The 14355-nt window shown below is 65.2% G+C and carries 14 protein-coding genes; 7 read left to right on the top strand and 7 right to left on the bottom strand.

Translation table 11 applies throughout. The annotated features are described in order from the left end of the window. Positions 1 to 38 precede the first annotated feature (38 nt). Positions 39 to 236 carry a hypothetical protein gene (locus ACFYOW_RS11810; RefSeq protein WP_040697654.1) on the top strand — a complete coding sequence of 66 codons (198 nt, stop codon included), beginning with the start codon at positions 39 to 41 and terminating at the stop codon, positions 234 to 236. Positions 237 to 292: 56 nt separating this feature from the next. Here ACFYOW_RS11810 and ACFYOW_RS11805 read toward each other — a convergent pair whose 3' ends face one another. The 6 genes from ACFYOW_RS11805 to ACFYOW_RS11780 form a co-directional block, all read right to left on the bottom strand. Then, positions 293 to 1039, bottom strand: coding sequence for a succinate dehydrogenase/fumarate reductase iron-sulfur subunit (locus tag ACFYOW_RS11805; RefSeq protein WP_063042544.1), 747 nt, complete (start codon positions 1037 to 1039; stop codon positions 293 to 295). Between the two features lie 2 nt (positions 1040 to 1041). Continuing rightward, a complete protein-coding gene (locus ACFYOW_RS11800; protein ID WP_387286960.1) occupies positions 1042 to 2982 on the bottom strand; it encodes a fumarate reductase/succinate dehydrogenase flavoprotein subunit in 1941 nt (646 codons plus the stop codon). 30 nt (positions 2983 to 3012) lie between these two features. Next, positions 3013 to 3843 (bottom strand): hypothetical protein, encoded by an 831-nt coding sequence (locus ACFYOW_RS11795; RefSeq protein WP_387286958.1) that lies wholly within the window; start codon positions 3841 to 3843, stop codon positions 3013 to 3015. 271 nt (positions 3844 to 4114) lie between these two features. After that, positions 4115 to 4402 (bottom strand): hypothetical protein, encoded by a 288-nt coding sequence (locus ACFYOW_RS11790; RefSeq protein ID WP_063042550.1) that lies wholly within the window; start codon positions 4400 to 4402, stop codon positions 4115 to 4117. A 233-nt stretch (positions 4403 to 4635) separates the two neighbouring features. Next, the gene (locus tag ACFYOW_RS11785; RefSeq protein WP_387286956.1) at positions 4636 to 5634 is read right to left on the bottom strand and encodes an alpha/beta fold hydrolase; all 999 of its coding nucleotides are present in this window, start codon (positions 5632 to 5634) and stop codon (positions 4636 to 4638) included. A gap of 409 nt (positions 5635 to 6043) precedes the next feature. Continuing rightward, entirely contained in the window at positions 6044 to 7999 is a 1956-nt protein-coding gene (locus ACFYOW_RS11780; protein ID WP_387286954.1) for an acyl-CoA dehydrogenase family protein, read from the bottom strand. Between the two features lie 310 nt (positions 8000 to 8309). On the opposite strand from ACFYOW_RS11780, the gene ACFYOW_RS11775 reads away from it, so the two are divergent. The 3 genes from ACFYOW_RS11775 to ACFYOW_RS11765 all read left to right on the top strand — a co-directional run bounded on the left by ACFYOW_RS11775 (position 8310) and on the right by ACFYOW_RS11765 (position 11329). Further along, positions 8310 to 9680, top strand: a complete 1371-nt coding sequence (locus ACFYOW_RS11775; RefSeq protein ID WP_387286952.1) for a serine/threonine-protein kinase — start codon at positions 8310 to 8312, stop codon at positions 9678 to 9680. Next, complete coding sequence (locus ACFYOW_RS11770) at positions 9662 to 10807, top strand: BTAD domain-containing putative transcriptional regulator (protein WP_387286950.1); 1146 nt, start codon at positions 9662 to 9664, stop codon at positions 10805 to 10807. The genes ACFYOW_RS11775 and ACFYOW_RS11770 overlap by 19 nt, the downstream gene beginning before the upstream one ends. A gap of 105 nt (positions 10808 to 10912) precedes the next feature. Continuing rightward, complete coding sequence (locus ACFYOW_RS11765) at positions 10913 to 11329, top strand: peptidoglycan-binding protein (RefSeq protein WP_387286948.1); 417 nt, start codon at positions 10913 to 10915, stop codon at positions 11327 to 11329. Between the two features lie 8 nt (positions 11330 to 11337). On the opposite strand, the gene ACFYOW_RS11760 is transcribed toward ACFYOW_RS11765, so the two are convergent. Next, positions 11338 to 12519, bottom strand: coding sequence for an ATP-binding protein (locus ACFYOW_RS11760; RefSeq protein ID WP_063042559.1), 1182 nt, complete (start codon positions 12517 to 12519; stop codon positions 11338 to 11340). A 93-nt stretch (positions 12520 to 12612) separates the two neighbouring features. On the opposite strand from ACFYOW_RS11760, the gene ACFYOW_RS11755 reads away from it, so the two are divergent. From ACFYOW_RS11755 to ACFYOW_RS11745, 3 genes are all read left to right on the top strand, one after another. Continuing rightward, on the top strand, positions 12613 to 12879 hold the full coding sequence (locus tag ACFYOW_RS11755; RefSeq protein WP_387286946.1) for a hypothetical protein: 267 nt from the start codon (positions 12613 to 12615) through the stop codon (positions 12877 to 12879). 461 nt (positions 12880 to 13340) lie between these two features. After that, complete coding sequence (locus tag ACFYOW_RS11750; protein WP_387287491.1) at positions 13341 to 13943, top strand: C40 family peptidase; 603 nt, start codon at positions 13341 to 13343, stop codon at positions 13941 to 13943. Between the two features lie 2 nt (positions 13944 to 13945). Further along, positions 13946 to 14353, top strand: a complete 408-nt coding sequence (locus tag ACFYOW_RS11745; RefSeq protein ID WP_387286944.1) for an RNA-binding S4 domain-containing protein — start codon at positions 13946 to 13948, stop codon at positions 14351 to 14353. Positions 14354 to 14355 lie beyond the last annotated feature (2 nt).

Here is a 14355-nt window from a genome sequence, read left to right as displayed (position 1 = left end):
CGCGTTTGCCGAGGGTCATTACGGGTAGCCCATTTCTTGTGGACCGTGGGCTCAAGAGTTCCCATCCTCGGTACAAGAAACTGCGGCCGGGCGATTGGGTGGAATGGCTGATCGTGGCACTGCTTTTCGCGGTGTCCGCGGTCGGCGTGTTCGTCCTGACCGGCTCGTTCCTCTCGGCACTTTTCGTCGGGGTGCTCGTGTGGGTCGTCGCCGTCGGGGTTGTCGCGTTGTTATAAGGGTGCGCCGACCGGCCGGGTATTCCTACCCCGGCCGGTGGTCCAGTATCGGTTGATCAGCGCCGGAAAAGCTTGTTGCCCAACCAGACCAGCGGATCGTACTTCTTGTCCGCCACCCGCTCCTTCATCGGAATCAGGGCATTGTCGGTGATCTTGATGTGCTCGGGGCAGACCTCGGTACAGCATTTGGTGATATTGCAGAGCCCGAGCCCCTGCTCTTCCTGAGCCAGATCGCGACGGTCGGCCACATCGAGCGGATGCATCTCCAATTCGGCGATCCGCATCAGGAAGCGCGGACCGGCGAACGACTCCTTGTTCTCCTCGTGGTCGCGGACCACATGACAGGTGTTCTGGCACAGGAAACATTCGATGCACTTGCGGAACTCCTGGGAGCGCTCCACATCGACCTGCTGCATCCGGTAGTCGCCCGGCTTCAGGTCATCCGGCGGCGTGAAAGACGGTATCTCCCTAGCCTTCTGGTAGTTGAACGACACATCGGTCACCAGATCGCGGATCACCGGGAAGGTGCGCATCGGCGTGACGGTGATCAGCTCGTCCGGCTGGAAGGTCGACATCCGGGTCATGCACAACAGCCTTGGCCGGCCGTTCACCTCGGCCGAACACGAACCGCATTTGCCCGCTTTACAATTCCACCGCACCGCGAGATCCGGTGCCTGGGTGGCCTGCAGCCGGTGGATGATGTCGAGCACCACCTCGCCCTCGTTCACCAGGACGGTGAAGTCGTGCAGTTCCCCGCCGTCGATATCACCGCGCCATACGCGGAATTTGGCGTCGTAACCCATTCTTACGCCTCGCCTTCCGTGGCCGAAACCGAGCCTGCCGGATGGGAGGCGAGATCGGCTGAGTTGTAATACTTTTCGAGCTCACCCAGATCGAAGAGCGCCAGCAGATCGTCGCGCATCGGGATCTGGTCCTCCGGTGTGACCCGCACGCCGGGCACCGGTCCGTCCGCATCGGCGGCATCGATCGCGCACACCAGCAGCTTGTTGCGCCACTCCGGATCCATGGCGGGGAAGTCGTCGCGGGTGTGTCCGCCCCGACTCTCGGTGCGCAATAGCGCAGCCTGCGCGACACATTCGCTGATCAGCAGCATATTGCGCAGGTCGAGGGCGAGATGCCAGCCCGGATTGAACTGCCGGTGCCCCTCGACGGTCACACTGTTGAAGCGGGTCCGCAATTCGGCGAGGCGCTCGATGGCCTCCTGCAGCTCGTGTTCCTTGCGGATGATGCCGACCAGATCGTTCATGGCCTGCTGCAGATCGGTGTGCAGGGTGTACGGGTTCTCCCCGGTCCCTTCGGCGGGCGGATCGAACGGCGCCACAGCGGCTTTCGCGGCCGCATCGATATCGGCATCGGCCACCGCGGGGCGCTCGGACAGTTGCTCGACGTAGGTCGCCGCGCCGAGTCCGGCCCGCCGGCCGAATACCAGTAGATCGGACAGCGAATTGCCGCCGAGCCGGTTCGAGCCGTGCATACCACCGGAACACTCACCAGCGGCGAACAAGCCGGGCACGGTCGCCGCGCCGGTATCCGGATCGACCTCGATTCCGCCCATCACGTAGTGGCACGTCGGGCCGACCTCCATCGGCTCCTTCGTAATATCCACGTCCGCAAGCTCTTTGAACTGATGGTGCATCGAGGGCAGCCGCCGCCGGATCTCCTCGGCGGGCAGACGCGAGGCGATATCCAGGTACACGCCACCGTGTTCGGTGCCGCGTCCCGCCTTCACCTCCGAGTTGATGGCGCGGGCCACTTCATCGCGCGGCAGCAGATCCGGTGTGCGGCGCGCGGAGTCGTTATCGCGCAACCACTGATCGGCCTCTTCCTCGGTCTCGGCGTACTGCCCCTTGAAGACCGGCGGAATGTACTCGAACATGAACCGCTTACCTTCGGTGTTCTTGAGCACCCCACCGTCACCGCGCACACCCTCGGTGACCAGAATGCCCTTCACACTGGGCGGCCAGACCATGCCGGTCGGATGGAACTGCAGGAACTCCATATTGATCAGCGTCGCGCCGGCCCGCAGGGCCAGCGCGTGGCCGTCACCGGTGTACTCCCACGAGTTCGAGGTGACCTTGTAGGACTTGCCGATGCCGCCGGTCGCGACCACCACGGCGGGCGCCTCGAACAGCACGAACCGGCCGGACTCGCGCCAGTACCCGAACGCACCGGCGATCCGATCGCCGTCCTTGAGCAATTCGGTGATGGTGCATTCGGCGAAAACCTTGATGCGCGACTCGTAGTCGCCCGTTTCCGCGAAATCCTCCTGCTGCAGCGAAACGATCTTCTGCTGCATGGTCCGGATGATCTCGAGTCCGGTGCGGTCGCCGACGTGCGCCAGGCGCGGGTAGGTGTGGCCACCGAAGTTGCGCTGGCTGATCCGGCCGTCAGCGGTCCGATCGAACAGCGCCCCATAGCTTTCCAGTTCCCACACCCGGTCGGGCGCCTCCTGGGCGTGCAGTTCGGCCATGCGCCAGTTGTTGAGGAACTTGCCTCCGCGCATGGTGTCCTTGAAATGGACTTGCCAGTTGTCCTTTTCATTGGCATTGCCCATCGAGGCGGCGCATCCGCCTTCGGCCATCACGGTGTGCGCCTTGCCGAACAACGACTTGCACACCACCGCGACGGAGAGACCGTGTTCGCGTGCTTCTATCACCGCGCGCAGTCCGGCGCCCCCGGCACCGATGACGACGACGTCGTACTTGTGCCGTTCCACTTCTGGCATGGCCGCGAAACTCCTGGTTTGTGAGGGCGGTTAGTTGATGAACCGCAGATCCGAAATCGTGTCGCTGGCAACCAACATCACGTAGAAGTCGGTCAGCACGAGCGTGCCGAGGGTGGTCCAGGCCAGCGCCATATGCCGGGTATTGAGCTTGGAGACCTGGGTCCAGAACCAGTACCGCACCGGGTGGGCGGAGAAGTGCTTGAGCTTGCCGCCCATGATGTGCCTGCAGGAATGGCACGACAGCGTGTAGGCCCACAGCAGCACCACATTGCCGACCAGGACGATATTGCCGAGACCGAAGCCGAAACCACCGGTCCTGCCGTGGAACGCGGTGATCGCGTCATAGGTGTTGATCAGCGAAACCAGCACGGCCACATAGAAGAAGTAGCGGTGTACGTTCTGGATGATCAGCGGCAGTTTGGTCTCGCCGGTGTACTTGGCGTGCGGTTCGGCGACCGCGCACGCGGGCGGGGAGAACCACACCGCGCGGTAGTAGGCCTTGCGGTAGTAGTAGCAGGTGAGCCGGAACCCGAGCAGGAACGGCAGCACGAGGAAGCCCAGCGGCAGGATGGCCGGGATGTGGCCGAACCATGCGCCGAAATGGCTGGAGCCCTCGACGCAGTCGCTGCTCACGCACGGTGAGTAGAACGGGGTCAGGTAGTGGTACTCCGGAACCCAATATGCCGTTCGCACATACGATCTGATCGTCGCGTAGGTGACGAAAGCGGCTAGTCCGACGGCGGTTACCAGTGGTGGGACCCACCACCGGTCGGTACGCAGGGTGCGTGTGGAGATGGCGGCCCTGGTCTTGCTGAAGACGCCGGTGCCCGTTTCCGGGGCGGCGGTCGGTGCGGCACTCACAGGTGGATGCCTCGCTGATCTGCTGTGCGGATGGTCCGCGCGACCTCCGCAATCGAATGTGATGCTGAGCACCATACGACACCCCAGCTATCGCTCGAGCGGGGTCCTGGCAAAGCCGACCCGCCTGAGGGGCCGTGATTTCTGCCACATTCGATCGAGGTTTGGTCGCCACACCGGGTGGTGAACCCGTTACACCGCGCAGATCAGAGCGGTATCGCGAGCAGATACGGTCGCGGGCCCGCTCGGCGTCGAGCCGGGTCCGCGAACCGGATTACTTTGTGCGCGGGCGGGAATGGAAGCCGAGGCCCTCGTCCTGTGCGCCCATCCACGCGGCTTCGTCGGATTTGCTGTCCGGTACGTAGATGGTCTCTTGCGGACGGCGCGTGATCTCCTGCGGCGGCGACTGCTCGAGTTCGTCGGCATCGATGACGAGCCGCTCGAGGTCGTTTTCCAGTCGTCGCACCGAATTGGCGTCGCCGTAGTGGGAGCGCAGTGCGCCGATGGATTGCCGGAGCTGGCCGACCGCGTAGCGCAGTTCCGCTATGTCGCTGCGTGTCATCGATACCTCCTGTGTTCCTTGGCGGACAGACGAACTCGATGGGTAGCGATGGGTTCCATGGTCTGCCTGGGAACGCGCTCTACCGAGTCGTGTGACTCACCACACAACGTGATCTTTAACACAGTACGTGAGGAATTCGATTTTGGCTCGTGGTGCCCACAATTCCAGTGGTTCGCCCGAATGTTGCCGAGGGTTGGCTACCGGCCTGCCGTGCGTTCCGACGAACGGGTTCGTCAGCTGGCGGTGGCGTACTCGGGGCCGTGCCCGTGCATGGCGGTGATGGCCCGGTCTACCAGCGCGACGATGGACAACGCCACCTCCTCGGCCCGCTCCAGATGCACGCTGTGCCCCGCGCCCTCGAGCCGGACCAACTCCGAGCCGGCCAGTTGCGAGGCGAGTACCACCGAATGTGCGAAGGGCACAACGATGTCGGCCGAACCGGCCAGCACCAGCGCCGGAATGCCGCCGAGGTGGTGCAGCGATGCGGTCTCGTCGAAGGTCATCAGCGAGGCAAGGAAGCTCGACATGGTGAGCAGCGGGGTGTCGTTCATCATCGCAGCGGCCACCGCGACCATGCGCGGATTCGTCCGCTTGGTGCCCATATTCGCCTCGCGGGCGATCGGCTCGAAGATCCGGCGCGAAAGACGCTTCGAGGCCTGCATGAGTCGAGGCGCTCGCAGCACCGCGAGCTGCAACGAGTTCACCGCGCGCCGGTTCAGGAAACGGCCGAGCCCGACCTCGGTGATGCCATTTGCCGCACCTGCGATGAGGCCGACGCCGACCACCCGGGTGCCGATGGTCGCCGGGAACAGCCGGGCGTAGGCGAGGGTGACCATCGCGCCCATCGAATGTCCGACGAGGATGATCGGGCCGGTCGGCACGACCGACCGCAGCACGGCGTCGAGGTCGTGGCCGAGTTGCTCGATGGTGTAGGTCGAGGGATGGGCAACGCCGGATTCGCCGTGTCCGCGGTGGTCGTAAAAGACCATCCGAACTTCGGAACTGCTGTACTTACCCGCCCCGCCGGCTGCCATCCCCAATTGCCGCAACAGTTGATCGCGCAGGAATGACCAGGACTCGGCCCGCAGGCAGTGACCGTGCGCGAAGACGACGGTCAGTTGAGCATCGTCGGCGCCGAAGGTTCGGACCGCGATCGGGGTGCCGTCGTCGGCCGATACCGTCATCGGGTGGCCGTCGTAGTCGGCGGCGCCGCGGGCAGTCGTCGTGGACATGACGATTCTCCTGTGTCTGGTAGGACACCCGGTTCGGAGCGTTCTTGCCCGGTTGTCGGGCGGAATTCCCGCCCTGTTAGCGCGCCATACCGTCCGTTATGTACGCGTTGTCCAACTGACGCCGCTGATCGACCTGGCCCGGGCGCGCGAGCCCGTGGATCGGTAAATCTATGAATGGATAGGTCAGGCGCTAGATTCCGGTAGACGTCCATGATCGACCCGTGGCATTGCCATCTATCGGGTAATCGATCGGATCTCCTAGAGTCCGCTAGAAATTGTTATGGGACCGTAACCATACGTCGAGTATCGGAAATATGTCTATATCTAGAAATTTTCCGATAAATGTGAATAATTATCACGCGACGAGCCGCCACCCGCGCATGGGTGACGGCTCGTCGCGGTTGCGCGCCTAGGTGCCCGCGTGGTTACGGGTCGACGGTAGGAACGGTCGCAGCAGGTTGGTCTCGGTCGACGGACCCACCTGCCATTCGGCGATCCACGGTCCGGTGCCCTCGCTCGGATCGAAGATGCCATCCTCGAGCCACTCGTAGCGGCCGTCGAGGATGTGGCGGGTGAGGGTGCGATCGTCGTCATCGGTGTTGTCCCACAGCGCGTCGAACAACTTCTTGACCCGGATCCGCGACTGCCTGCTGAAGGTATCGGCCAATTCCTCGGCGGCCTTGGCCTCCGGCGCGCCCGCGGTCCGCAGTGCCTGCGCGCGCACGCAGGCGGCTGAGATCGCGAACAACTCCGCGGCGATATCGACGATGCGACCGAGGAAGTTCTGACGGTATTCCAGTCCGGCCTGCCAGCGCGCCATCGCGTACATCAGCGATCTGGCCTGCTTGCGGGCGCTGCGCTCGACGAAGCGCAAATGCCGTGCCAGCGGGCCGAATTCGGCATAGGTCGCGGGCACGGTGCCCGCGCCGACGGCCAGCTGCGGGAACCACTTGGCATAGAAACCGCCCGCGCCGACCGCGGCCTTGGCCTTGTCCTTGAACTCCGCGTTCCGATCGACCAGCGCACCAGCCGCGGCCATATGGGCATCGGCCATCTCTCTGGCGACCAGCAGTCGCATGATTTCGCTCGACCCCTCGAAGATGCGGTTGATCCGCAGATCGCGGACCAGCTGTTCGGCCCCGACCGCGCGCTCACCGCGGGCCCGCAGCGACGCCGCCGTCTCGTAGCCCCGACCGCCGCGGATCTGCACGAGTTCGTCCGCGATCTGGCAGCTCATTTCGCTGGCCCAGAGCTTGGCCAGGGCCGCTTCGATGCGGATATCGTTGCGGGCCTCGTCGCACATGGTGGCCGAAAGGTCTAGCGCGGCCTCGAGTGCGTAGGTGGTGGCCGCGATGAAGGAGATCTTCTCCCCGACCGCCGCGTGCTCACCGACCGGCCGACCCCACTGCACCCGCTGCGTGCACCACTGCCTGGCGATCTTCAACGACCACTTCGATGCGGCCGTGCACAGCGCAGGGATGGCGAGGCGACCCGCATTCAGCGTGGTCAGCGCGATTTTCAGGCCGTCGCCCTCGCGCCCGACCAGGTTGCGCTTGGGTACCCGGACGTTGTGCAGCCGCGTGACACCGTTCTCGATGCCGCGCAGGCCCATGAACGAATTGCGCCGCTCCACCGTGATGCCGGGCGAATCGGCCTCCACGATGAAGGCCGAGATGCCGCCGCGGTGGCCCTCGCTCTTGGGGATCCGGGCCATGACCACCAGCAGTTCGGCGACCACGCCATTGGTGGTCCACAGCTTCACGCCGTTGATCTCATAGGCCTCGCCGTCCGCTGTCGGGGTCGCGGTGCTGGCCATGCGAGCCGGATCGGAGCCGACGTCGGGTTCGGTGAGCAGGAAAGCGCTGACCGCGCCCGCCGCGCAGCGGGGCAGGAATTCGGCCTTCTGCTCCGGGGTGCCCGCCAGCTTCAGCGGTTCGGGCACGCCGATCGACTGGTGTGCCGAAAGCAGGACCCCGAGGCTGGGGTGCGCGGACCCGACCAGCATCAGGGCCCGGTTGTAGCCGACCTGGGATAAGCCCTGGCCGCCGTACTCCTGCGGGATCTTCAGGCCGAAGCAGCCGAGTTCGGCCAGACCCTTGACGTACTCGTCCGGAATCTTGGACTCCGCTTCGATGACGCTGCCGTCGAGCGATTCGCAGAACGGCCGCAGCCGGGCCAGATAGGCCTCGGTGCGCGCGGCGTCCTCGTCGCTGGGCTGGGGATAGGGGTGGATCAGATCGAGCCGGAATCGTCCCAGAAACATCTCCTTGGCGAACGATGGTTTGGCCCAACTGGTTTCGCGGGACTCCTCGACCAGTGCGCGGGCCTGTTCTTCGGTGGCGTCGACTTTCGCGGTTGTCGCCATGATGTCCTCCTCGGACGTGATCAGGATCACATAAGAGTGTAGGAGGGTTTGTTACTGGCCGGTAGACGTTGAGGTAGAGCGTTATCTAGCAATCTCTAATGATCTTGATAGACGGGTGGATGTGGCCGTAGCGATTGCTCGCAGATCGCTCGAAAGGATCAGCAGCGATTGCTCGCAGATCGCTCGAAAAAACCGGCCGATCCTTGCCGTGCGCCGGGTGCCGGAGTTGCCTTGACACCAAGCTTCGGATGTGGGGTAGTGGGCTGAAACGCGCCAGAAAACGTGGTCCGAATTCCCTTGGAGGGTGGGGATGTCATTGCGGCCCGGGCAGGTATTCGCAGGGTATCCGATTGTGCGGCCCCTCGGTTCCGGCGGAATGGGGGCGGTCTATCTGGCCGATGATCCGGTCCTGCCGAGGCAGGTGGCACTCAAGGTACTAGCCAAGGATCTCGGGGCTGATCAGCGTTATCGCAGCATCTTCCGGCGCGAGGCCGATCTGGTGTGCCGCCTGGACCATCCGAATGTCGTTTCGGTCTACAACCGGGGCGAGGAGGGCGAGGCCCTGTGGATGGCGATGCAGTATGTGGATGGCACCGATGCGGGCGAGCTCATGTACTCCGAGCCCGGCGGATTGGCGCCGAACCGCGCGGCGCGCATCGTGTGCGAGGCCGCGAAGGGACTGCATCACGCGCATGAACAGAATCTGCTGCACCGCGATGTCAAACCGTCGAACATCCTGGTCGCCGACGGCGCCGACGGTGAACGGGTGCTGGTCGCCGATTTCGGGCTGGCCCGCACCGTCGAGGATGCCGCGACGGTAACCGAAACGGGTTGGCGCGCTTGCACTCCCGCCTTCGCCGCGCCGGAGGTGCTGCGCGGTCTCGCGGTCGATCGCCGAGCGGATATCTATTCCCTCGGCGCCACCCTGTTGGCGCTGCTGACCGGCGCGAATCCGAATGGGCGTTCGCCGTCGCCCGCAGGCACTCGAACGGTGCGGGATACGCTCGCGCCGACTCGAGTGCGTCCGGATGTGCCGCCGGCGCTGGAAGAGGTCATCGCGCGGGCGATGGCGGCGGAGCCGGAGCGGCGATATCAGACCTGTATGGAATTCGCACGGGCCGTCGAGCTGGCGGTCAGCGATACCGAGCGCTGGCCGTACCGGTGGGGATTGTCCGGCCTGGCGCGTCGTCCGCGTGGCCGCATCGCCGCGCTCGGGGCGATCGCTGTCGTTGTCATGGCAGCAGTGATGATCGCTGTCTGGCCGACTCCCAATCGATCCGATGGCGCGACCCCCACGACCGTGCCACAGACGAGCGCTGCGAAGCCGGGTCTGCTGCGGTGCTATTGGCGGGTGCGGGTACCGATCGGCGCCGACTTCTATCTCGAATTGCCCAGCGGGGCAGCCGATCACGACGATTCACGCTGCGCGCTCGATGAAGGCGATCGGGGCGATTCGGTGATGGCCTTGCGGCAGGCGCTGACCATGTGCCACGGCATCGAACTGGATGCGACGACGGTGTACGACACTCCGATGAAGCGCGCCGTTCGGCATCTGCAGGTCGACCATGGCGCCGCGGTCGACGGGATCTACGGACCGGAGACGCGGGCGAAAGCCATCCAGTGGCCGGTATTTCGGGTCGCCGACGGTGCCTTCGACGGCCGATGCGTACCGGCGCCATGACACCCGATGCCGTCACGCCGGTGGATGTGCGCATCCTCGGTCCGGTCCGGTGGTATGTCTCGGGTCGTCCGCTCGCTGTGGGCGGACCGCTGACCAGGACGATGCTCGCGGTTCTTGTGGTCAATCGGCGCAACGCCATCTCGCCGACACGGTTGGCGATCACCATCTGGGATGGTGATCCGCCGCCCAGTTTTCGCGCGAACCTGCACAATCGCATTGCCGAACTGCGGGCCACGCTGCACGCCGCCGATGTGGCCGCGACCGCGATACTGCGCACCGACAGTTCCGGCAACTACTGCCTCGACCTTCGCGACGAGCAATGCGATCTCGGCCGTTTCGAACAGGCCAGGACCGAGGCGATGGACGCCTTCGACAGCGGTGATCACGAACATGCCGCCGAGCACTTCCTGCGGGCACTCGGGGAATGGAGCGGCTCGGCACTGGACGGGTTGCCGATGTCCACCTTCGTCGAGGCGTTCTGCGCACATATGGACGAGGAGCGACAGCGCACGCTGGAGGCGCGGCTGGATCTGGAGATCGCCGTGGGCCGTGCCGCCGAGGTCATCGGGGAGCTGCGCGCGCTGACCGCACGTCATCCGCTGCGCGAAACCCTGTGGGCCCAACTGATCACGGCACTGTACGAATCGGGGCGCCCCGGCGATGCGCTCGAAGCATGTCGGGTCGTGCGCCGAATTCTGCGGGATCAGGGCATGGATCCGAGCGACCGGTCGACCGGGTTCGAACAGCGGATCCTGCGCCGTGAGCCGCTACCGAACCGGGGCCGAATTCGCCCGCGCCTCAATGTGGATACCGACGGATCGACGCTGCTGGAGACGCTCGGCCACGTGCGGTTGTACGTCGACGACGGCAGGCACTTCGAGGTGACCGGGGCGGGTATGACGATCGGTCGCAGTGCGGATAACGACATCCGGCTCGAGGATGCGAAGACCAGTCGGCAGCACGCGAGCGTTGTGTTGGACGGTGCCGCGGTCCGGATCGAGGATCGTGGGTCGGCCAATGGCGTGTACGTCAATGACAAGCGCATTCGAGGGCGGGCCGCGCTGGCGCACGGGGACCGCATCCGGATCGGGTCGGTGACACTCGAGGTGCGGCGGCCGCTGGCCTGAGCTGTTCCGTGAGTACTTCGTTGGTCTGTCGTTGGTCGCGGTTCCTAACTTGGCGCTACCAGCTTCGCTAGCAGGGGTGAGGCTTCGCGCACTACGAGGAACATCATGTACGCAGCACAGCTTTCCGGCGCTCAACGGATTCGCCGGGCGATTGCCGCGGCGGCCATCGGGGTCGCCGCGGTCGCCGGAACCGCCGCCATCGCGGCGCCCGCACATGCCGAGGTCCAGTACCCGGCGTCGCTCGATCAGTGTCTGGCGGCGAGGCCGACCCTGCAGGAGGGGGTGCGCAACCAGGGGTCGTGTGTCGCGGCGGTCCAGGCCTTTCTGACCTTCAGCTATGGCAACGGCCAGGTCGATGTCGACGGTAAGTTCGGGCCGAAGACCAAGGCCGCGGTGCGGAACTTCCAACGGGCCGTCGGCATTTACGACGACGGCGTGGTCGGCCCGGCCACTTGGCGGTCACTGCAGAATGCGTGCACGTCGCAGGGGAATTGCGACTACCGCTATCCCCTGCCGTTCTGAGCTTTCGGCTACACGCTGCGCAGATAGCGACCGAAGTGCGGCACCGTGAACCCGATGGTGCCGCGCTCGGCCGAATAGATCAGTCCCTTCTTGATCAAACCGTCGCGGGCCGGTGACAACGAGGCGGGTTTGCGGCCGAGCTCATTGGCCACCGCCGCGGTCGGCACCGGACCGTCGTCGCCCGCCAAATCGGCCATGGCGCGCATATATTCGCGTTCGGCCGGGGTGGCGCGCTCGTACCGGGAACCGAAGAATCCGACGGCCAGTTCCTCTTCGGCGCTCGGTGCCGCCACCTCGACATCCTCGGCGGTGATCGGGCTCTCGGGCGCCTGATCCCAAGCGGCTTTGCCATAGGCCTGCACGAAGTACGGATAGCCATCCGCCCTCTGGTACAGGGCATCCAGCGCTTCCTCGGTGAACTTCACCTCTTCGCGCTCGGCCGGTGCGATGAGGGCTTGATCCGCCGATTCGCGGTCCAGCCGGTCGATGCGGTGGTAGCTGAACAGTCGCTCGGAGTAGCTCTTCGAAGCGGACAGCACCGCGGGTAGATGCGGCAGCCCGGCACCCACCACGATCAGAGGCGCGGTGTCCTGACTCAATTCGTGACAGGCGCCGCAGATCGCGGAGATATCGGCGGGACCGAGATCCTGCATTTCGTCGATGAAGACCGCGATGCCGACGTTGATATCGCTGGCCAGCGCGGCCGCCTCCTTGAGCAGTTCGATCAGGTCGATCTCGATATCGCCGGAGTCGGCGCGACCGGTGACCGCGGGCACGTCGATACCGGGCTGCCAGCGCTCCCGCATGCCCTTATCGGCGGTGGAGCGCAGCGCGAAAGCCTTGAGTATGCCGAGGAAGTCGTCGACGCGCTCCTGGTTGCGGTGTGCCATGGCTATCGCACGGACGGCCATATGCAGCGCCGACGACAGCGGGCGGCGCAGTTCCTGATCCGGGCGGGCCTCGATTTTGCCTGTGCCCCAACCGCGTGAGCCTGCGGCAGAGCGAAGTTGGTTGAGCAGCACGGTCTTTCCGACACCGCGCAATCCGGTGAGCATGACGCTGCGTTCCGGTCGACCACGCGCGATCCGCTCCAGCACAACGTCGAAGGCCTTGAGTTGCTTATCGCGCCCGGCCAATTCGGGTGGGCGCTGTCCGGCTCCGGGAGCATACGGATTCCGCACGGGGTCCATGCCCAGACACCGTAGCGCGTTTCGTCAGCCGAATCTGGCCATATATAAGGCGTGTCCTAGATATTGCTAGCAAACTGTCGCATGCTGAGGGGCATGCCCACGGAACCACTCCCCACCCTTGCCGAGTTGGTCGAGTCCTGGAAAGTTCCCGCCGAAGCCCCTGTGGCAGGCCACATCCGGTCCAACATTCTGGAGGCGATCGAAGGCGGCCTCGACGATCCGCAACTCGTCGCGGATATCGCGGTGGGTCCGCTGGTGGTGGCGCTCGGTCGGCTGGAGGTCGGCCTGGCCGATGCGCGGCGCCGGATTGATGAACTGGAGCGGGCGCTCGATCAGCGCAGTCCCGGATCCGACGGGTAGCAATCGGTGGATCGCGAATCCGGTGGACGCAGTGTCACTTCCGATCGGGACTTCGGTTCGATAACACGCGGTGCGTCGCCGATACCGTGTCGTGACCATCTGGGCGTGTCGCAATTGCGCCGCTCGTCCTGGGATTTTTCGATCATCCACGAAGACGCTGGTCTGTGCGCTGGACAACACCGCGTCCTGGCCGTAATCTCTTCGTGACCCAGTGGAGTCTGTCGGTTCGGAAGAGAAGCGGCGCCACTGAGTTACCGCCAAAACGGCTGTCGGGGCCACCAAATCCGACTGCCGTACCGGGACCCAGAGATTCAACTGGGAGTTGGGGCCGTTCTGCCGGTCCGAACCGACAGCTGACCCGGTCGGCGGGAGAGCAGAAAGATCGGAGACACGGCTCGGTGGGTAAACACAGCTTGCAGCGGGAATCGCGGCTACCGAATTCCGTCAAGGGTGCGCTCGTCATGGGCGCGGTCGCCGCATCTACTGGTGCGATGCCCGCGATCCCCGCGATGGCAGCCACCATCAACATCCCGGGAATCGGCGATTTCGACGTTCCAGTTCCGCAGGAATTCGACCAGCAGGCCCAGGATCTGGGTAAGCAGCTCACCCAGGCACTCGCCTCGATGCCCGCCGCGCCCGCCCCGGAGGCCGTTGCCCCGCAGGCCGCGCCGTCGCTCCCCGGCTTGTTCGCCCCGGCAATGCCGCAGATGTTCCACAACACCGCCAGTGACGTCGCGCTGGACGCCGCCAAGAGCAAGGTCGGCGCGCAGTACTCCTGGGGTGCCTCCGGACCGTTCAGCTTCGACTGCTCGGGTCTGGTCCAGTGGGCCTACAAGCAGGCCGGAATCGAACTGCCGCGCACCAGCTTCGAACAGTCGCACGTCGGCGCTCCGGTCGCCTTCGAGGACCTGCAGCCCGGCGATATCGTGGTGACCAACGGTGGCGGCCACGTCGGCCTGTACGCGGGCGATGGCAAGCTGCTCAATGCGGTCCAGTCCGGTCAGCCGGTGTCCTACACCCCCCTGCGCCCCGACATGGTTGTGACGGCACGCCGTATGGTCTAAGGGTGGCACCCGCCCAACCGACTACCAAGAACACCGCCCCGAACCAGGCCCGCGTGGACTCCTGGACGTGGGCGGTGCGTCTTTTCAAGACCAGGTCCGCGGCTGCGGAAGCCTGCCGCGGCGGCCACGTCCGGGTGAATGGTGTTGCTGCCAAACCGGCCCAACCGGTTCGCCCCGGTGACGAGGTCCGCGTCCGAGCCGGTGGCATCGAACGCATTGTCATCGTGGAGCGCGTCATCACCAAGCGCGTCGGCCCTCCGATCGCCGCGCAGTGCTTGATCGACCGGAGCCCCCCGCCGCCACCTCGGGAGATCCTCGTGGCCATGCCACGCCGCGACCGAGGCTCCGGTCGACCCACCAAGCGGGAACGCCGCGAGACGGACCGTCTACTCGGCCGCACCGATAACTGAGG

Origin of the sequence: Nocardia sp. NPDC006982, from assembly GCF_042869435.1 — a bacterium.
GTDB lineage: Bacteria > Actinomycetota > Actinomycetes > Mycobacteriales > Mycobacteriaceae > Nocardia.
The sequence above is the reverse complement of the archived record's forward strand: the minus strand, read 5'-3'. Positions and strand labels throughout refer to the sequence as shown.